Source organism: Sphingomonas sp. BL-S-30, assembly GCF_055521475.1.
Genome location: NZ_CM145481.1, coordinates 3,914,208 through 3,934,087, shown reverse-complemented (window position 1 = coordinate 3,934,087; position 19,880 = coordinate 3,914,208). Strand labels below are relative to the sequence as shown.

Here is a 19,880-nt window from a genome sequence, read left to right as displayed (position 1 = left end):
CATCGATGACCTGGTCACAAGACTATCATCCATTGGGGAACTGGCTGTCGGTCGTGCTCGCTGCGGCGCCTCTGGTCGTCCTGCTCGGCTGTATCGGTCTGTTCCATGTTCGCGCCCATATCGCGGCGCTGCTCGGTCTCGCCGCCGCCCTGCTGATCGCGGTCGCCGCCTTCGGCATGCCCGCCGATCTGGCTGCTCGCGCGGCGGGCTATGGCGCGGCCTATGGCCTGTTGCCGATCGGCTGGATCGTGCTCAACATCATCTTCCTCTACCAGCTGACCAACGAGCAGGGGCAGTTCCAGATATTGCGCGATTCGATCGCGACGGTGACCGAGGACAGCCGGCTCCAGTTGCTGCTGATCGCCTTTTGCCTCGGCGCGTTTTTCGAGGGCGCGGCCGGGTTCGGTACCCCGGTCGCGGTGACCGGCGCGATGCTGATCGGGCTCGGCTTCACCCGGCTCCAGGCGTCGGGCCTGTCGCTGATCGCCAATACCGCGCCCGTCGCGTTCGGCGCGCTCGGCACCCCGCTCGTCACGCTCGCGACCGTCACCGAGCTGCCGCTCGAGGATCTGTCGGCGATGGTCGGGCGGCAGATGCTGCCCTTCTGCCTGATGGTGCCTTTCTGGCTGCTGGTGGCCTATTGCGGCTGGCGGCGGACACTGGCGATCTGGCCCGCGGTGCTACTGGTCGGTGTGGTGTTCGGCTTCACCCAGCTGCTCATTTCCAATCTGCACGGGCCATGGCTCGCGGCGATTGGCTCGGCTCTGGTTACGCTCGTCGTGCTGGTCGGCTTTCTGCGCGTGTGGAAGCCGCGCGACATCATGCACGTGAACGAAGCGCCGCTTGCCAGGGGCGACGAGCGGGTGCCGACCACTGACGCGGCGCATGTCACCGAGCATGAGGACGCGGTGGTCACCCAGGCAGGTCCGGTCAGCGCGGCGGCGATGCGCAAGGCGTGGATGCCCTGGCTGATCCTGACGGTGATCGTTTTCCTGTGGGGCGTGCCCGCAGTGAAGGCAGCGCTCGACGGCATCTTCAAGCTCGCCATCCATGTGCCGGGGCTCGACATGGTCATCATGCGCGTGCCGCCGGTGGTGGCGACAGCCGCGGCGGAGCCGGCGATCTTCAACTTCAATCCCTTGTCGGCGACGGGCTCGGCGATCCTGATCGCGGGCGTGATCAGCGGCTTCCTGCTCGGGCTCAACCCCGCTGGTATCGCCAGAAGCTATGGCCGTACCTTCGTGATGGTCATTCCCTCGCTGCTGACCATCGCCGCGATGCTCGCGCTGGGCAACGTCACGCGCTTCTCGGGGCTTGATGCGACCATGGGCCTCGCCTTCGCCGCGACGGGCGTGATGTATCCCTTCTTCGGCACGATGCTCGGCTGGCTGGGCGTCGCGGTGACCGGATCGGACACTGCCTCCAACGTCCTGTTCGGCGGTTTGCAGAAGGTGACGTCGGAACAGCTCCATCTCTCGCCGACCTTGATGGCGGCGGCGAACAGCGCGGGTGGTGTGATGGGCAAAATGATCGATGCGCAGAGCATCGTCGTCGCCTCCACCGCGACTCAGTGGTTCGGGCAGGAGGGGCGGATTCTGCGCTATGTTTTCCTGCACAGCATCGTGCTGGCGTCTCTGGTCGGCGTGGTGGTAATGCTGATGGCCTATGTGCCGCCCTTCACCTTGCTGGTGCGGTAAAGGGCCGACGCGGCAAGGTGACGGTCACGCGCAGGCCGGGCTTGTTGTCGCCGATCGTTACTTCGCCGCCATGCGCGGCGGCGACCGCCGCGACCAGGTTAAGGCCAAGCCCATGTCCTGGCGTCGTCCGGCTCGCATCCAGCCGGGCGAAGCGGCGAATGATCCGCGGCCGGTCCTCGGCCGCCACGCCGGGCCCATTGTCCGCGACGGACAGTCGCGCCCATTCCTGGTCGGCATTGGCCGCGACGACGATGTGGGTGCCCGCCGGCGTATGGCGCTGCGCATTGTCGAGCAGGTTGATCACTGCCTGGGCGATCAGCTCCCGGTCGCCGTTCACGCCGATGTCCGGGTCGATCTCGCACCCCAGGCTGCGGCCGCCATCGCTGATCGCGGGAGCATAGCTGTCGCACAGATCATGCAGCAGGTCGCTGAGGTCGAGCGGCGCGAAGGTCCGGGCGAGCGCGCCGGCCTCGACCTCGGAGATGCGCAGGATCGCCGCGAACAGCGACAGCAGATGATCGCTCTGCTCGATCGCCTGTTCCAGCGCGGCGCGCGTGGCGGCGGGGTCCTCGGCATCGTCGAGCGAACCGGCGAGCTGGTTGCGCAACCGGGCGAGCGGCGTGCGCAGATCGTGCGCGACGTCGCTCGAGACCTGGCGGAGATTGTCGAGCAGCTGTTCGATCCGGTTGAGCATCGCGTTGAGCGCCAGGGCGAGCTCGTCGAACTCGTCGCCGCGCGCGCCGACCGGCATACGCCGGGTCAGGTCGCCCGACATGATCGCCTGCGCGGTGCCGCTGATCCGGCCGAGCCGCCGGCGCAGATAGCTGCCCAGGATCAGCGCCCCGACCATGCCGACCAGGACGACCAACACGAACGCCCCGGAGAACAGGCCCAATATCGTCTGGTCGATCTGCTCCAGCGCCTCCGTGTCGGCCGCCACCACCAGCCGGAGCCCGCCGGGCAGGTCGCTGGACAAGGCGCGGGCCGGGTCCGGCCCCTCTCTCGGGTCGAGAAAGCTGATATCGTGCCAGCCGGGTGGCGGCCGCGGCGTATCGAGCAGGCCGGCGATGCGGTTGCCGTCGCGATCGAACAGCGCATAGCCAAAGGCGTGAGTCGACGCGACGGCTTCGCGCGCGCGGATCTCATTGGTCAACTCTTCCGTCCCTTCCTCACGAAAGGCCCGCATCAGTCCGGCGCTCTCATCAGCGATAGCCACGTCCTGCTGGCGCCGGAAATCGGCGTCCGCCGCGACATAGACGGCCATGCCCAGCACAACGATCGCCAGCGCCAGCGCCAGCGAATAGGTGAACGCGATGCGGTACGCGGCGCTCGCCGCGACTCTAGCCATCCACGCGCATCCGGTATCCGATGCCGCGCAGGGTCTCGATCGGATCCGTCGCGAAGCCTTCCTTCAGCTTCGACCGCATGCGGCTCAGATGGCTCTCGACGATGTTGGTCTGGGGGTCGAAGTGGAAGCCCCAGACCGATTCGAGGAACATGGTGCGGGTCACCACCTTGCCGGCATGCCGCATCAACTGTTCGAGCAGAGCGAATTCGCGTGGTTGCAGATGAATATCGCGTCCGTCGCGCCGCACCTCGCGTTTGAGCAGGTCGAGCGTGATGCCGCCATTCTCGAACCGCGTCGGCACCTCGTTGATCGGCGGCCGACGCAGCAGGGCGGCCAGCCTAGCCGCCAGCTCGGCAAAGGCGAACGGCTTGACCAGATAATCGTCCGCGCCCGCCTCCAGCCCGTCGACCCGGTCAGTGATCCCGCCGAGCGCGGTGAGCATCAACACGGGTGCATTCACTCCGACCGCGCGCCATCGCCGCAATATTTCGAGCCCGTCGATGGTGGGGAGCATGCGATCGAGCACGATGACGTCGAACATCTCGACCGTGCCGAGATGCAGGGCATCTTCGCCGTCCGCGGCGACCGTGACGACATGGCCGCGTTCGGTGAGGCCGCGCGCGACGAACCGGACCGTTTCCGCATCATCCTCCGCGATCAGGATGCGCATCTTGCCGATCCTGTCCGTCGCGCGTGGGTCACCAGTCAGTCCCTGTCGTTCAGGGCTTCGTACTTGTTCTCGACGATATGCCCGTTATTGGCGTCGACGCCGATCTCATGGATGCGCTTGCCCTGGCGGATGTCGAACGAATAGCGCCAGCCGCCGCCTTCTTTCTCATATTCGGCGTCGGCGATCTTCCCCGGCGCGATACGCAGCGCGATCGTGCGGGCCTGAGCTATGGTCAGCTTCGCCTTGGGGGCATGGGGCGTCGCGACGGCGGTCTGGGCGAGGACTGCGGCGAGGCCGACGGCGGTGATCGAAACGAGCTTCATGATACTACTCCTGTACCGGGCACCCGACATGGGGCCATGTCCCTTCCTTACGCCGTCCTCCATTGCACCGCGGTGGCGCCCCGTTCCGTTGATCCCAATGTACATGAACGACCGCGGGTGGACATGCCCGGCAGGCCGTCAGGACCTATATAAAATCCCAATGTTGGGCGCAGGCGGCCGGCGTGGCTCGCCCTGCGGGCGTAGGACTGACAAAAAGGCTGCGCCCTCTTCCCCCTCGAAAGGCCGGTCATGACGTCCCTGCTGTCGCGTATCCTGCTCGTTTCCGCCGCCATCCTCCCCGCGGCTGCGTCCGCCTCCGACTATAAGGTCGTGCGATCGATCGCCGTTCCCGATGGCAGCTGGGACTATGCCAGGGTCGATGATGCCGCGGGGCGGCTCTATGTCGCGCGCAACGAGAACGTCACGGTCGTCGACCTGAAGGACGGCACGGTCTCGTCGATCGGCGCACTTGTCCATGGCCATGCGGTCCTGCCAATCCCCGGCAGGCCGACGCTGCTGGTCACCAGCGGGCGGGACGACAGTGTCCGGCTGTTCGACACCGGCACCGGCAAGGAGACGGCGAAGATCGCGGTCGGCAGCGATCCCGATGCGGCGCTTTACGATCCCACGACCGGCGATGCCGTGGTGATGAACGCAAAGGCGGGCACGGTCTCGATCGTCGATCCGGCCAGCGGCGCGATCGTGCGGACGATCGCACTGAAGGAAGGCCTGGAATATGGCGCGATCAAGGGCAGCACGCTCTATGTGAACAATGAGGATGCGAACGAAGTCGAGACGGCGGACATCGTCTCGGGTGCGGTCGGGAAGGCCATCCCACTCGCCGGCTGCACCAGCCCGAGCGGTCTCGGCTACGATACCGCGCATGATCGCCTGATCTCGGCCTGCGCCAATGGCAAGGCGGCGGTCGTCGATCTCGCCACCGGGCACGTTGCCCTGCTGTCGATCGGTCTCGGTCCCGACGCGGTGATCATGGACGAGGGCCGCGGCAAGGCATTCATTCCCTGCGGTCGTGACGGCACGCTCGCCGTCATCGATATTTCGGGCAAGACCGCGACGGTCGAGGCGACGATCAAGACCGAGCAGGGCGCACGCACCGGCGCGCTCGATCCGCGCGATGGCTCGCTCTATCTTACGACCGCGACGTTCGCGCCGGCGGCGACCCCGGGCGCACGCCCCATGGCCGTCCCGGGAACCGCTCATGTGCTGGTAATCGGCGAAGGTCGGGGCATCTAGGGCGTCAAATGCCGGAAGCACCGCGATTGTTGAGTGCGTGAAAGCGCCGAGTCATCATCTGCCGCCGTATAAGTAGTTCCCATGTTACCTTTCGCCCTGGTATCGATCTCCTTTCAGGGCGTCCCATCGGTTTTCGATACTTTGAAAATTCGGCCGAATACTGTGCGGAGTGGTGGCATCTACTTATTGCCGTAAAATGCGAAAAGAGGCAGCCTCTTGCCCGCGTCGCTTGGCGCTCCCGCTTTAAGCGACTCGGAGTAATCGTCATGGCTGCTGCTGTTTCGACCCGACCCGATATCGTCTTCCAGCAATCCATCTTCGGACGGGACAAGCTCGTGCGCGGTGGCCGGCAATTCGAAAGGCTTATCTCCAGCGGCGAACAACTGGGCGCGGCGTTCGAAAAGGCTCAGGCGCACCCGATGTGGAAACGCGATCCGCGCCTCGGCAAGATTCCCCGCGAGGTGGCGGACGAGGTGCTCGCGCTCTACAATGCGGTGATCGCCGATGGTCGCCACATCCGGGATTTCGTCCATGATCCGCGCAAGGCGGCAGACGCGCTGAAGATCAAGCTGTCGGACCGGGCGTTCGAGACGATCCGCGTGGTCGGCTCCAATCTGGGCAATGCGGAAAATCCCGCCGGCGCCATCGCGGTGATCTCGATCTCGGTGGTGGCGATCGCGGTGACGACGGCGATCGTGAGCTCGGCCGCCGATCCGCGCAGCCGCATCGTCATCGACGAATCCGGCATCGTGAAGGTCTGACACGCCCCTCTTTCGGAGACCCTCCGATGGCCAGAACGCCCAGGGTCGTGCTGGTGAGCATGCCATGGACCGCCATTTCCGAGCCGTCGCTCGGGCTCGCGATCCTTAAGGCGCAGCTTGAGAGCGAGCAGATTCCGGCACGCGTGCTGCATCTCAACCTGCTGCTCCTGCGGCACATTACCGGCGCGACCTATCAGCAGATCGCGAGCTGCTGGGCACTGAACGAGTTCGTCTTTACCGGCGCGATCGATCCCGATGTCGGCCCCGAACAGGCCGAGCGGCTGGTCGAACGGTGCCAGGCCCATGCCAATCCCAATTATCCGCAGGCTTATGCCGATCCGGGCGATTTCGGCCGCCTGCTGATCCGGCTGCGCCACGAGATCATCCCGCGCTACCTGATCGAGTGCGCCGAGGAAATATTGGCGCAAGAGCCGACCATGGTCGGTTTCACCTGCCTGTTCGATCAGACCATGGCCTCGATCGCGGTGGCCAGGCTGTTGCGCGCGGCCCGGCCCGATCTCCAGGTCGTGCTCGGCGGCTATGCGCTGGAGGGGCCGCCGGGACGCGAGGTGCTGCGATCCTTTCCCTGGATCGACGCCGTCGCCGGCGGCGACGGAGAGCCGATCATCGGCCGGCTCGCCCGGGCATCCGTCGGGGAGGGGGCGCTTGACGCGATCCCCGGCGTGATGACGCGCGCCAACCCGTCCGGGCCGCCGCGCACGCTCTATTCCCTCGAGAACAGCCCCACGCCGGACTATGCCGACTGGTTCGCCGATCTCGAGGCGCTGAGCGAGCGCGACAAGCTGCATATCACCACGACGGTACTGCCGATCGAGAGCTCGCGCGGCTGCTGGTGGGGGCAGCACCAGCATTGCGTCTTCTGCGGCATCGACGAGCAGACTTTGGTCTATCGCCGCAAGAAACCGGAAACCGTGATACGGCTGCTGGCGGAGATGCGCGATCGCTATGCCGACACGCCCTATCGCTTCTCCGACTATATCCTGCCCAATGACTATATCACCGAGCTGCTGCCCGAGCTTGCCCGCGTCTCCCCGCCCTATGAGATGCACTGCGAGATAAAGGCCAATCAGAGCGAGACGCGCATGGCCGCCTTCGCCGATGCCGGTTTCACCGAGGTCCAGCCGGGCATCGAATCCTTCGACAGTGCCGTGTTGCGGCTGATGAAGAAGGGCGTGCGCGGTATCCACAATGTCCAGACGCTCAAGCTCGGTTATGAGCATGGCATCCTGGTCAATTACAATATTTTGTATGGTATCCCCGGCGAGACGGCGGACGGCTATCTGCGCATGACCGAGCAATTGCCGCGCCTCTATCACCTGACGCCGCCGGTCACCCGAACCGAGGCGATCGTGACGCGTTTCGCCCCGCTCCACGCCAGCCCCGCCGCGTTCGTGCCCGGATGCGGCGAGGATTTCCGGCCCGAGCATCACAAATGCTACGACACGCTGTTCTCGCCCAAATGGCTTGCCGAAACCGGCTTCGACCTCGACAATTACGCGTATTATTTCGAGCGCTATTTTGACTATGCCGACGAGAATGCGCTGCTTTATTCGCTGATCGTGCGGATCGTGGATCACTGGAAATCGCAGCACCTCGCGCGCGACGTCCATCTTTCCTGGCAGGAGGTGCGCGGCGGTCTGGCGATCGACGATGCGCGTTTCAGCCGGCCGATCCGCACCATGCTGGGCGGCACCACCGCCGCGGTCTACCGTGCCTGCGATCGCGCGCCCGTAACGACGGCCACCTTGGCTGCGGCGCTCGATCTCACCACCACCGAGATCGAAACGGCGATCGAGGAACTCGACGAGACGCGCCTGATCTGGCGGGAGGACAATCAGGTACTCGGCCTGGCGATCCCGGCCGCCATCGTCGACCGGCACCGACACAATGGCTGGCGATCCCGCTGGACGTCCGTCTATAGTTAGAGCCTTTTTGAGCTGGATTGACCCACCGCCTCCGGCTGGCGCGGATCGATTCAACATATGGTCTGCGCGTCATAGTCCTCCTTGGAACCAAGGAGTGTGCCCCCATGACCATCATTTTCCCAAACACACGACCGGCACACTGAGATGCCGACGGTCCCCACAGAACAGAACCGCGCGGGCATTGCCGGCGTGACCGACGCAAAGCTCCAGCCCGGCGATTATACCGGCACTGGGCTGCAGGCGCTCGGCGCCGGGATGCGGCAACTCGGCGGAACGGGCGCGACCATCGCCGGCGAGATGCATCAGCGGCAGGACCGCGACGACGAGCTGGAGGTGAAGAAGGCGTGGAACGCCTATGCGGAGGGCGCCCGGGCGATCAGGGCAGACGCGCTGGGCAGGTTCGAGGCCGACCCGCGGGGCATGCTCGACAGCCTGACGCGGGATTATGGCGGCTTGCGCGACTGGATTCGCAGCGGGCTGAAGAATGATCGCCAGCGCGGCCAGTTCGACGAGGTGATCGCCGAGCGGTTCGCCTATGACCTGTCCGGCGCCCGCTCCGCCGCCGATCAAGCGCTGCGGCGCGGCCAGGACGAGCAGGGCCTGCGGATCGAGCAGAATGCGGCCGACGACGCGGTCGACACCTGGGACGATCAGGCGCTGTTCGACAAGCATCTGGAGACGGGGGTGGAATCGCTGGTGGCGCGGGGCCAGGCACGGGGGGACGATTCCGCCACGATCGAGCACAGCGCCGCCGCCTATCGCTCCGGCGTCCAGCGCCGCGTGGTGCAGGATATGATCGAGCGCGATCCGGTCGCCGCCGCCAACCGCTACCGTCTGATGCGCGACGGGATGACCCCCGCCGATCGGCAGGCGACCGACGCGATGATGATTGAACCGCTCGCTCGCGCGCTGGCGAGCGCGGAAGTGGACAAGCGCCTGCTCCCGGACAAACGGGGCGGGGCGCTCTCTCCCGAGCGGCAAGCGATGATCGCGTCGGAAATCGAAGACGGGCCCATCGCAGATGCGCTGAAGCGTTACGCGTTGGACGATCTGGATGATCGCTCCTCCCTGCAGGCTCGCGCCAGTAAGAAGGCCGCGGACACAGCCCGGGAGGCGGGCCTGGCTGTCGTTGGGCAGCTTGGATCGGACTTCACCTCGATCTCGCAGATCCCGGTAGCCGTGCGAAGCGACCTCGACGAGGAAACCGATCAGGCGCTGCGTGGCTTGGCGAGGGCCAACCTCGATCCGACGCCGGTCACATCGGGCGGCGGTACGTCGCTGATGATGAACATCATGGCCTCCGAAAACCCGGCCGCGTTCGCCAAGCAGGATATGCGACTGATCCGCGCCAAGGTCACGCCCGAGGAATATGAGAGGCTGGCGCGGATTCGGAACGCGGCCGGCGGCACGCCGCGCGCTATCAATGGGCGGCCTTATCGGCGCATATGGGATAGGCTCCAAATCGGTGTTGCGAGCGCTGACGGCGATGATCTCGGCACCCAAATTGGCGATCCGCGCCTCGTGCGGATTTCCCAGGACGAAACATCTGCGACGCAAGGCATCGCCGACAGGAAGGGAGCAGGAGAAGCAGATCGCCATCTCGCTCCGGCGGTTACTGTGCCAGAACGCAGCCGCAACGGAGCATCAGGGCGGCATCGCGGTTCCCGGAACCAGCCGCGTGATAGCGGACTTCGGCCAAGTCGCGGTCGGGATCCGGCGACAGAGCCGACCGCAATCCCGCCTGATCGGCGGATAAGGCGTATCTTTCGTGGAATACCACGAGGTTCCGTGACGCTACAGGCGCCGGATGGCGCAACTTTTCTGGCTCCCGCGAACGCCGATTTCAAAGCAGCCTATCGATCGGCTGCGGGGCATTGGAACAGTTGGACGGCAAAGGCCCCGATCAAGGCAGCCGTCGGGCATTGGGGCACTTATGATTTTCAGCGCAGAGGCGACATCTTCATTCCGCGCTACACTGACGCGTCCAATTATGCGGTTGGAGTCGTGATGGCAGGTGCCGGATATACGCTCGAGGAAACTTTCAGTATCGCAGGCGGCTTTGCCGCTTTGAATTCTTCGAACGCAGGTTCGGCGCGTCAAAGGTTATGGTGGAAGAGGGGGTGGATCGCGGCGATGAGGGGCACTTACAAATAGGCGTGATCTCTCCCGAGTTTTCGTATCATCTCCCCTCGAACATATCCTTCGTTGGTCATCCATCGGCTACGTGCGTCAGGATCTGGATGGCGCAACGGAATCCTCCGCAAATCCTCAAAACCTCATGCGATATTCGATATGGTTTGCCTATGTTCTTCACTTGTACCGCGACGGGGAGTGAGTCGATGTCGATGCGCAGTTTTACACGGTCAGCGATCTCCCAGCTCTCGTGGGGCTTGGTCGTCGCGATTATATCTCTGCCAGTTTCCCCATCGATCTACGCACTGATGGCGTATGGGCATCAGTGTGCCGATACTATCGAGCCCGGATCGGATTCCGCATTTCTATGCCTGGTAAATCTCGCGGCGACTGCGCCTCTTCTCGCAATAACGGGATCCCTGGCTGACGATGGCGCCGACACTAAAATGTGGTTCGGCATCGTTCTCGTTTCGTTGGCTATCGGACTATCCTTTTCGGTAATCGGTGCCTGGCGGCCGTCAGCACGAAGGACTGGAAGATAGGATAACGCCGCGTGGCTATCCGGGCGACGCCGGCCGCCGCATCGCCGTTGATCGCGACCGAATTGGCCCAGCCCAGCGGCTCGGTCGACGACGTGACGACATATTTGTCACCGCATCGAACTTAGCGCCGATCGGGTCATCCTGCTGGAAAGGCCAATGGGCGGCGAAGATCTCATAGGTGAACCGCCCGAGCAACAGGTCGAAATCGCCGTCCAGCACGCCGTCCATATGCTGGCCCATCACGTCGTCCCACAGGGCCATCTTGCTTTACGCGGGTCGAAGCGCGGCCGTCTCCATTGCCCGGCGGATCGCGTCCTTCATCTGGGCGGGTGAGAAGGGCTTGTTAACCGCGACGACATGCTCCGCCGTCAGGTCGAGCGCGCTGTTGTCGGCATAGCCGGTGATGATGATCGCGGGCAGCCCTGGCCGGATCTGGCGGGCGCGGCGCACCACCTCGGCACCGGAGACGTGCGGCATGGCATAGTCGCTGATGATCAGGTCCACCTTGGCCGGATCGCGATCCAGCAGGTCGAGCACCGCGGGGCCGTCCGCCGCGGCGACGGGTGCATGGCCAAGGTCCTCCAGCAATGCCGCGGTGGTGGCGCGCACGCCCTCATGATCGTCGACCAGCAGGATGTTGAGGCTGGTGCCTTCCGCGAGGGCCTGGACAGGTTCGGCCGGTATCGGCCTGGGGGCGCAGTCCGCCGCGCGGGGCAGCCACAGGGCGACGCTCGTGCCCTCGCCCTCGCTGCTGTCGATCCGCACCGTCCCCCCCGACTGGTTGGCGAAGCCATAGACCATGCTGAGGCCGAGGCCCGTACCCTTGCCGACATCCTTGGTGGTGAAAAACGGCTCCATCACGCGTTCGAGCATGTCGGGCGCGATGCCGAAGCCGGTGTCCGCGACGGTCAGCACGACATAATCGCCCGGCGGCAGATCGAGATCGTCGCGCGCGCCGGCCTCCGCCCCGACCATGGCGTTGCGCGCGGAGATATGGATCGTCCCGCCGTCCGGCATGGCGTCGCGCGCGTTGATCGCGAGGTTCATGATCGCGAGCTCGAGCTGCGCTTCGTCGGCATAGGGGTGGGCGACGCCGGGCTCCAGATCCCAGGCGATCTCCACCAGCCCGCCAAGCGTATGCGACAACAGGTTGCTGACCGAATCCGACAGGCTGGTCAGGTCGATCGCCGCCGGCTCAAGCTTCTGCTTGCGCGCAAAGGCGAGCAGGCGGGAGACCAGTTCGCTGCCCTGGCCGGCCGCATGCTGCGTCATTGCAAGGATCTTGCGATGCTCGTCGGCCAGCGGCACGCGGCGCTCGATCATGCCCAGGCCGCCGATCACCGCGGCGAGCAGGTTGTTGAAGTCGTGCGCGATGCCGCCGGTCAGCTTGCCGATCGCGTCCATCTTGCGGACATGCAGCAGCTGCGTCTCCAGGTCCTTGCGATCGGTCACGTCGAGCAAGGTGCCGGCATATTCCATCGGCTCGCCGTCCGCATCGCGCATCAGCACGGCCTGATCAAGCACGTGGCGATAACGTCCATCGGCATGCTGCCAGCGATATTCCATCGCCAGCGGCGCGCCGTGCCCGCGACCCTTTAGCGTTTCTTCGACGCGCTGCCGGTCCTCGGGATGGATCCGGTCGTGCCACAGCGTCGGCGTGCGCCGAATCTCGTCCAGGCTGAAGCCCGTCATCGCGGTGAAATCGCCGGAGATCAGCTTCGGCCGTCGCGGAAAAGTGCCTTCGGTCTCGAGGTACAGCAGGATCGGCAGCGACTGGATGATCGCGCCCTGGCGCTGTTCGGCGAGGCGAAGCGCGCGTTCGGCGCGCAGGCGCTGGTCGTTCGCCTTCAGTGTGGCGTCGAGCAGTTTCTGCTCGGCCTGCGCCTTGCGGCGTATCTCAAGCGTCATCTGGAACAGATCGACGAACACCGCGACCTTGGAACGCAGCACGATCGGTTCGACCGGCTTGAACACATAATCGACCGCGCCCATCGAATAGCCGCGGATCAGATGTTCTGTCTCCTTGTTGACGGCGGAGAGGAAGATGATCGGGATGCGCTTGGTCTGTTCGCGGCCGCGGACCATCTGCGCGACCTCATATCCGTCCATGCCCGGCATATAGACGTCCAGCAGGATCACCGCGAAATCGCCGCGCAGCAATTCGCGCAGTGCCTCCGGGCCCGATTTCGCGACGACCACGTCCCCCACATCCTCCAGCACGGTCCGGATCGCGAGCAGATTATGTTCGTCGTCGTCGACCACCAGGATGCGCGCACGCGGAGCCGGCTCGGCGACGACCGTGAGCAGCGGTGCCGCCTCGGCCAGCGTCACAGGCTGAACCGCCAAAGGATGCTTGCGCCCCACCCGGTCACTCCGCCGCCGTCACGGCACGCAGCGGCGCGGCGGGCACACGATCGCGCGATCGCGCCACCCAGACGCGGAGCAGGGCGAGCAGCAGCTCGATGTCGACTGGCTTGGCGATGTAATCGGAGGCGCCGGCGTCGAGGCACTTCTGGCGGTCGCCCTTCATCGCCTTGGCCGTCACCGCGATCAGCGGGATATCGGCAAGCTCGGGAAGAGCCCGAATGCGCTGCATCGTTTCGTACCCGTCCATTTCGGGCATCATGATGTCGATCAGCGCCAGGTCGATGCCCGGTGTCTGTTCCAAGATCAGGATACCGTCCTTGCCACCCTCGGCGTGCACGACCTCGACGTCGTAGCTCTCCAATACGCTCGTGAGGGAGTAGATGTTCCGGATATCGTCGTCGACGATCAGCATCTTCGATCCGGCGAGTTCCGGCACCTCAGGCAGGCCGGCGGCGGGTTCGGCACCATCGATAATCGTCACTTTGGGCGTTGCCGGGTGCGTCCGCGCGACGCGGGCCAGCTCGCGGAACACCGCGGACAGCGTTTCGGGCGCGGCCGGCTTCTCGGTCACGCCGAACGCGCCCATGTCCATCGCCATGGCGAGCTTGTCGGCGCCGGAGATGACATGGATCGGCAGATGCATGGTCTTGGGGTCGTGCCGCAGCAGATCGAGCAGGACGAAACCGTCGATATCCGACAGGCCGAGATCGAGCGTGATCGCATTAGGCTGCAGCTTGCGCGCCAGCGCCAGTGTGCCGGCGCCAGCGGTCGACACGACACCCTTCAGCCCGGTCTCGCGCGCGATGTCGAGCAGGATCGAGGCGAAGGTCGGATCGTCCTCGACGATCAGCACGAACGGAGAATCGCCTAGGGAATCCCGATCGTCGGTCACGTCGATCGGCGCGGGCAGGGCGTTGGGCACGATCGCGCCGCTATTGTCGTAGCGCGCGGTGGTGGTCGCGACCGGACCGGCACCCGCGTCGACCGCCTGAAGCGGCACGAACAGGGTGAAGGTCGATCCCTCGCCCGGCGTCGAGCGCACTTTCAGTTCGCCGCCGAGCAGGCGGGCGATCTCGCGGCTGATCGAAAGGCCGAGGCCGGTGCCGCCATATTTGCGGCTGGTCGTGCCGTCGGCCTGCTGGAACGCCTCGAAGATCAGCTTCTGCTTGTCCTGCGGGATGCCGATGCCGGTATCGGTCACCGCGATCTCGATCGCATGATCGGCATTGCGCAGCACCGGATGATTGCTGCTCCACCCCGCCCGGGCATTGCCGACCGACAGGGTGACCGATCCTTGCGCGGTGAACTTGAACGCATTGGACAACAGGTTGAGCACGACCTGTTGCAGGCGCTTCTCGTCGGTGCGGATCGTGGCGGGCAGATCGCCGTCGAACTCGACCTTGAAGTCCAGATTCTTGTCCGCCGCGAGCTGACGGAAGGTCCGCTCCATATGCTGTTTCAGCGCGTTCATCGGCATGTCGCCGATCTCGATCGAGACGGTACCGGATTCGATCTTGGACAGATCGAGGATGTCGTTGATCAGGTTGAGCAGATCGGACCCGGCCGAGTTGATCGTGCGGGCGAACTCGGTCTGCTTCTCGTTGAGATTGCCCTGCGGATTGTCCGCCAGCAGCTTCGACAGGATCAGCAGCGAATTGAGCGGCGTGCGCAGCTCGTGCGACATGTTGGCGAGGAATTCGGACTTGTATTTGGAGGTGAGGGCGAGCTGCTCGGCCTTTTCCTCCACCGCGCGCCGCGCCATCTCGATTTCGAGATTCTTCGCCTCGACCTGCTTCTTCTCATTCTCGAGCAGCTGCGCTTTCTCCTGCAGCTCCTCGTTGGTGGCGTGCAGCTCTTCCTGCTTGGTGGTCAGCTCGGTCTGGCGCGCCTGAAGCTCCTGGGTGAGCAGCTGCGACTGTTTCAGCAGGCCCTCGGTGCGCATCGTCGCGGCGATGGTGTTGAGCACGATGCCGACCGATTCCATCAACTGGTCGAGGAAGGTCTGGTGCGTCTCGTTGAACTCGCTGAACGAGGCGAGCTCGATAACCGCCTTCACTTCGTCCTCGAACAAGGCGGGCAGGATGTTGACGTTGGTCGGCGCGGCATGGCCGAGGCCCGAGCCGATCCGGATGAAGTCGGCCGGCATGTTCTGCAGCAGGATCGGCCGCTTGTCCGCCGCGGCCTGGCCGACGAGTCCCTCGCGGAGCCTGAACTCGGATTTCAGCGCGCTGCGATTCTCCGCGCCATAGCTGGCGGCGAGCTCCAGCACCGTCTCGTCATTGTCGCGGTTGGTGACGTAGAACACGCCATATTGCGCGTTCACCAGCGGTGCGAGCTCGGTCATGATCAGGTTCGACACCGTGGTCAGATCGCGCTCGCCCTGCAGCATGCGCGAGAAGCGGGCGAGGTTGGTCTTCAGCCAATCCTGCTCCGCATTCTTGAGCGTCTGCTCCTTCAGGTTGCGGATCATCTCGTTGATGTTGTCCTTGAGCGAGGCCATCTCGCCCGAGGCTTCCACCGCGATCGATCGGGTAAGGTCGCCCTTGGTCACCGCGGTCGCCACATCGGCGATCGATCGCACCTGGTTGGTCAGGTTGGCGGCGAGCTGGTTCACGTTGTCGGTCAGGTCGCGCCACAGGCCGGCGGCACCCGGCACGCGTGCCTGGCCGCCCAGCCGGCCCTCGATGCCGACCTCGCGCGCCATGTTGGTCACCTGATCGCCGAAGGTGGACAGCGTCTCGATCATGCCGTTGATCGTGTCGGCGAGCGCGGCGATCTCGCCCTTGGCGTCCACCGCCAGCTTGCGCTTGAGGTTGCCCTGCGCCACCGCGGTGACCACGTCGGCGATGCCGCGCACCTGGTTGGTCAGGTTGGTCGCCATCAGATTGACGTTGTCGGTAAGATCCTTCCACGTGCCGCCCACGCCCGGCACCTGCGCCTGGCCGCCGAGCTTGCCTTCGGTACCTACTTCGCGCGCCACGCGCGTCACTTCGGAGGCGAAGCCGTTGAGCTGATCGACCATCACGTTGATGGTGTTCTTCAGCTCGAGGATCTCGCCCTTCACGTCGACGGTGATCTTCTTCGACAGATCGCCCTTCGCCACGGCGGTCGTCACCTCGGCGATGTTGCGAACCTGGCCGGTTAGATTGTCCGCCATCAGATTCACGTTATCGGTGAGATCTTTCCAGGTGCCGGCGACGCCGCGCACCTGCGCCTGGCCGCCCAATTTGCCTTCGGTACCCACCTCACGCGCCACGCGCGTCACTTCGGAGGCGAAGGAGTTCAGCTGGTCCACCATGGTATTGATGGTGTCCTTCAGCTCGAAGATTTCGCCTTTCACGTCGACGGTGATCTTCTTGGAAAGGTCGCCCAGCGCCACCGCGGTGGTCACTTCGGCGATGTTGCGCACCTGGCCGGTCAGGTTCGCGGCCATCGCGTTCACATTCTCGGTCAGGTCCTTCCAGGTGCCGCCGACGCCCTCGACCTGCGCCTGGCCGCCGAGCCGGCCCTCGGTGCCCACTTCGCGCGCCACGCGCGTCACTTCCGACGCGAAGGAGTTCAGCTGATCGACCATCACGTTGATGGTGTCCTTCAGCTCGAGGATCTCGCCCTTCACGTCGACGGTGATCTTCTTCGACAGATCGCCGCGTGCCACGGCGGTGGTCACTTCGGCGATGTTGCGCACCTGGCCGGTCAGGTTGCCGGCCATCAAATTGACGTTGTCGGTCAGATCCTTCCAGGTGCCGGCAACGCCTTCCACCTGCGCCTGGCCGCCGAGCTTGCCTTCCGAGCCCACTTCGCGCGCCACGCGCGTCACTTCGGAGGCGAAGCCGTTGAGCTGATCGACCATCACGTTGATGGTGTTCTTCAGCTCGAGGATCTCGCCCTTCACGTCGACGGTGATCTTCTTGGAGAGATCGCCGCGCGCCACGGCGGTGGTCACCTCGGCGATGTTGCGCACCTGGCCGGTCAGGTTCGCCGCCATCAGGTTCACATTGTCGGTCAGGTCGGCCCAGGTGCCGGCGACGCCCGGCACCTGCGCCTGGCCGCCCAGCTTGCCCTCGGTGCCGACTTCGCGTGCCACGCGCGTCACTTCGGAGGCGAAGCCGTTGAGCTGGTCCACCATGGTGTTGATGGTGTTCTTCAGCTCGAGGATTTCGCCCTTCACGTCGACGGTGATCTTCTTGGACAAGTCGCCCAGCGCCACCGCCGTCGTCACTTCGGCGATGTTTCGAACCTGGCCGGTGAGATTGTCGGCCATCAGATTGACGTTGTCGGTCAGATCCTTCCACGTGCCGCCCACGCCCGGCACCTGCGCCTGGCCGCCGAGCTTGCCCTCGGTGCCGACCTCGCGCGCCACGCGCGTCACTTCGGAGGCGAAACCGTTCAGCTGATCGACCATCACGTTGATGGTGTTCTTCAGCTCGAGGATCTCGCCCTTCACGTCGACGGTGATCTTCTTCGACAGATCGCCCGATGCCACGGCGGTGGTCACCTCGGCGATGTTACGCACCTGGCCGGTCAGGTTGTCCGCCATCAGATTGACGTTGTCGGTGAGATCTTTCCACGTGCCGGCAACGCCTTCCACCCGCGCCTGACCGCCCAATTTGCCTTCGGTGCCGACCTCGCGCGCCACGCGCGTCACTTCCGACGCGAAGCTGTTGAGCTGGTCCACCATGGTGTTGATGGTATTCTTCAGCTCCAGGATTTCGCCCTTCACCTCCACGGTGATTTTCTTGGACAAGTCGCCCGACGCCACGGCGGTGGTCACCTCGGCGATGTTGCGCACCTGGCCCGTCAAATTGGTCGCCATCGCGTTGACGTTGTCGGTCAGGTCCTTCCACGTGCCGGCAACGCCACGCACCGTCGCCTGTCCGCCCAGCTTGCCTTCGGTGCCCACTTCGCGCGCCACGCGCGTCACTTCCGACGCGAAGGAAGCGAGCTGCTCCACCATGGTGTTCACCACCTTGCCGATGCGCAGGAATTCGCCGCGCAAGGGGCGACCGTCGATCTCGACCGTCATGGATTGCGACAGGTCGCCCTTCGCCACCGCGCCGATCACGCGCGCGACTTCGGCGGTCGGCTGGACCATGTCCTCGATCAGCTCGTTGACCGAGCGGATCGCGCTTTCCCATCCGCCGGTCGCTGCTTTCACGCGGCCGCGCTGGGTGATCTTACCTTCCTTGCCGACGACGCGCGACAGGCGCTCGAATTCCTCGGTCATCTGCTGGTTCAGCCCGACAACCTCATTGAACAAGGTGGCGAGCTCCGCGTCGGGGCCCTGCAGATCCTCCGACAGGCGCGTCGTGAAATCACCCCGGCGCAAGGCGCGCAGGGCGGACACGATCTGGCGGCGGTCAAGCGACTCGCGGGGGGTTTCGATGTTCAAGATCAGCTCCCTGGCACTCTCCCCCCGAAGGTCCTTGTCCAGCCCCCCGGCCTCGCGGTGCGCAGCATACCGCAACCTTCTCCAACGGCTACTGAATTTTTCGAGAGAGCGGGGCCTGAATCCGGCGCGACGAAGCACGGGAACGCGGGCCGTCGTAACGGACGTCCGATTCCTGATCCAGATTAGCGCGTTGGCCGGATCGTCCGACCGGGCAGCGCGATGCCGCGGTATCGCACGAGGCGCGCCGGCGGGCTCAAACGTAATTCCGTTTGCGGACAGGAGCGATGGTCTGTTAGCCGTTCATCATGCGCGACGCGATACGCGACCTGTTTTCCACGCCTCGCAATACGAGGGACCATTTTCACACGGTGGACCTGTTGCGCGGGATAGCGGCGCTGGCTGTCGGGCTGTTCCATTATCTGAACTTTTTCATCCCCCCCGCGCAGCAACAGCCAGTGGCGAATTTTCTCGATCGAGAGCCGCTTCGCGAGGTTCTTTGGCCCGCCTATCATTACGGCCTCTGGGCGGTGCAGCTCTTCTGGCTCATCTCCGGCTTCGTCTTCGCCGCCGTCTATGTGGACACTGCCGTATCGGCGCGGACGTTCGCCATTGCCCGCATAGCGCGGCTCTATCCGCTGCATCTGCTGACCTTGTTCGTCGTCGCCGGGCTCCAGTTCTGGCGGCTGTGGTGGTTGGGGAATTTTCAGATATTCCAGTTCAACGACCTGTATCACTTCATCCTGAATCTGTTTTTCGCGTCGAGCTGGGGATTTGAGCGCGGCCTGTCGTTCAACGGCCCGATCTGGTCCGTATCGGTGGAAGTGGCGATTTATGCCGTGTTCTGGGTGACGCTGAAACCGCTTTACCGCGTCGGTGTGCTGGGACCGCTGGCGCTTGCCTGCCTGTTCACGACGGGATCGATATTCGATCTGCCCGGGACCGTCTTCTGGCAGTGCGGATTCTATTTCTTCACTGGGTCCGCGATCTACGTCGCTTTCTCGTTTCTGCGGCGCAGTCCCTGGCTATTTTTCGTCGCCGGCCTGGCGTCGCTCGCGGCGGCTATCCTGGCTGCCTTGCATGTTTCGTTCGAACATCTGATGCCGGTCATCATTCCGGGGCTGTTTCTGCTCGCCTGCGGGGTTGAGGCCGCGGGTTGGGGCCGCTCCTCCCGCTGGACGGAACTGATCGCCAACAACACCTATGGCGTCTATTTGTGGCATATCCCCGTCCAGCTCGGGTTGATGCTGATACTGGATGGCGTGGTCGGCGATCGAGCGGCCGTCTCAACCGGATGGTTCCTGCTATTATATCTCGGTCTGGTGATCGTCATCGCGCGGCTATCGTATCTGAACATCGAGCGCCCCGCCGGCCAGGCCATCCGGAGATTGTCCGCGAGGCGCCCGGGCGCGCCCGCATAAGCGCTTTCGCACAGGGCGCTAACGCGCGCGGC

The 19,880-nt window shown here is 64.7% G+C and carries 12 protein-coding genes; 6 read left to right on the top strand and 6 right to left on the bottom strand.

Annotated elements, in window-relative coordinates; translation table 11 throughout:
• Window positions 1-5: 5 nt before the first annotated feature.
• On the top strand, window positions 6-1,697 hold the full coding sequence (locus ACZ1I5_RS18310) for an L-lactate permease (RefSeq protein WP_465170675.1): 1,692 nt from the start codon (window positions 6-8) through the stop codon (window positions 1,695-1,697).
• On the opposite strand, the gene ACZ1I5_RS18305 is transcribed toward ACZ1I5_RS18310, so the two are convergent.
• From ACZ1I5_RS18305 to ACZ1I5_RS18295, 3 genes are read right to left on the bottom strand one after another with little or no spacing between them, the layout of a single operon-like run.
• Complete coding sequence (locus ACZ1I5_RS18305) at window positions 1,678-3,045, bottom strand: HAMP domain-containing sensor histidine kinase (RefSeq protein ID WP_465170674.1); 1,368 nt, start codon at window positions 3,043-3,045, stop codon at window positions 1,678-1,680. The genes ACZ1I5_RS18310 and ACZ1I5_RS18305 overlap by 20 nt on opposite strands.
• Window positions 3,038-3,715, bottom strand: a complete 678-nt coding sequence (locus tag ACZ1I5_RS18300; RefSeq protein WP_465170673.1) for a response regulator transcription factor — start codon at window positions 3,713-3,715, stop codon at window positions 3,038-3,040. The genes ACZ1I5_RS18305 and ACZ1I5_RS18300 overlap by 8 nt, the downstream gene beginning before the upstream one ends.
• A gap of 35 nt (window positions 3,716-3,750) precedes the next feature.
• On the bottom strand, window positions 3,751-4,038 hold the full coding sequence (locus ACZ1I5_RS18295; RefSeq protein WP_465170672.1) for a PepSY domain-containing protein: 288 nt from the start codon (window positions 4,036-4,038) through the stop codon (window positions 3,751-3,753).
• Between the two features lie 249 nt (window positions 4,039-4,287).
• Here ACZ1I5_RS18295 and ACZ1I5_RS18290 point away from each other — a divergent pair, with 249 nt between their 5' ends.
• The 4 genes from ACZ1I5_RS18290 (at window position 4,288) to ACZ1I5_RS18275 (ending at window position 10,153) form a co-directional block, all read left to right on the top strand.
• Window positions 4,288-5,292 (top strand): YncE family protein, encoded by a 1,005-nt coding sequence (locus ACZ1I5_RS18290; protein WP_465170671.1) that lies wholly within the window; start codon window positions 4,288-4,290, stop codon window positions 5,290-5,292.
• Window positions 5,293-5,558: 266 nt separating this feature from the next.
• Window positions 5,559-6,053: a hypothetical protein gene (locus ACZ1I5_RS18285; RefSeq protein WP_465170670.1), complete on the top strand. Its 495-nt coding sequence runs from the start codon at window positions 5,559-5,561 to the stop codon at window positions 6,051-6,053.
• Window positions 6,054-6,079: 26 nt separating this feature from the next.
• Window positions 6,080-7,999: a RiPP maturation radical SAM C-methyltransferase gene (locus tag ACZ1I5_RS18280; RefSeq protein ID WP_465170669.1), complete on the top strand. Its 1,920-nt coding sequence runs from the start codon at window positions 6,080-6,082 to the stop codon at window positions 7,997-7,999.
• 144 nt (window positions 8,000-8,143) lie between these two features.
• The gene (locus tag ACZ1I5_RS18275; RefSeq protein ID WP_465170668.1) at window positions 8,144-10,153 is read left to right on the top strand and encodes a hypothetical protein; all 2,010 of its coding nucleotides are present in this window, start codon (window positions 8,144-8,146) and stop codon (window positions 10,151-10,153) included.
• A 536-nt stretch (window positions 10,154-10,689) separates the two neighbouring features.
• Here ACZ1I5_RS18275 and ACZ1I5_RS18270 read toward each other — a convergent pair.
• Genes ACZ1I5_RS18270 through ACZ1I5_RS18260 form a run of 3 tightly spaced genes read right to left on the bottom strand, consistent with a single transcriptional unit; the run spans window position 10,690 to window position 18,430 of the window.
• Window positions 10,690-10,935, bottom strand: coding sequence for a hypothetical protein (locus tag ACZ1I5_RS18270; protein WP_465170667.1), 246 nt, complete (start codon window positions 10,933-10,935; stop codon window positions 10,690-10,692).
• A 6-nt stretch (window positions 10,936-10,941) separates the two neighbouring features.
• Complete coding sequence (locus tag ACZ1I5_RS18265) at window positions 10,942-13,020, bottom strand: response regulator (RefSeq protein ID WP_465170666.1); 2,079 nt, start codon at window positions 13,018-13,020, stop codon at window positions 10,942-10,944.
• Window positions 13,021-13,042: 22 nt separating this feature from the next.
• Window positions 13,043-18,430: a HAMP domain-containing protein gene (locus ACZ1I5_RS18260; protein ID WP_465170665.1), complete on the bottom strand. Its 5,388-nt coding sequence runs from the start codon at window positions 18,428-18,430 to the stop codon at window positions 13,043-13,045.
• Between the two features lie 305 nt (window positions 18,431-18,735).
• Here ACZ1I5_RS18260 and ACZ1I5_RS18255 point away from each other — a divergent pair, with 305 nt between their 5' ends.
• Entirely contained in the window at window positions 18,736-19,848 is a 1,113-nt protein-coding gene (locus ACZ1I5_RS18255; RefSeq protein WP_465170664.1) for an acyltransferase family protein, read from the top strand.
• The last annotated feature ends 32 nt before the right edge of the window (window positions 19,849-19,880 follow it).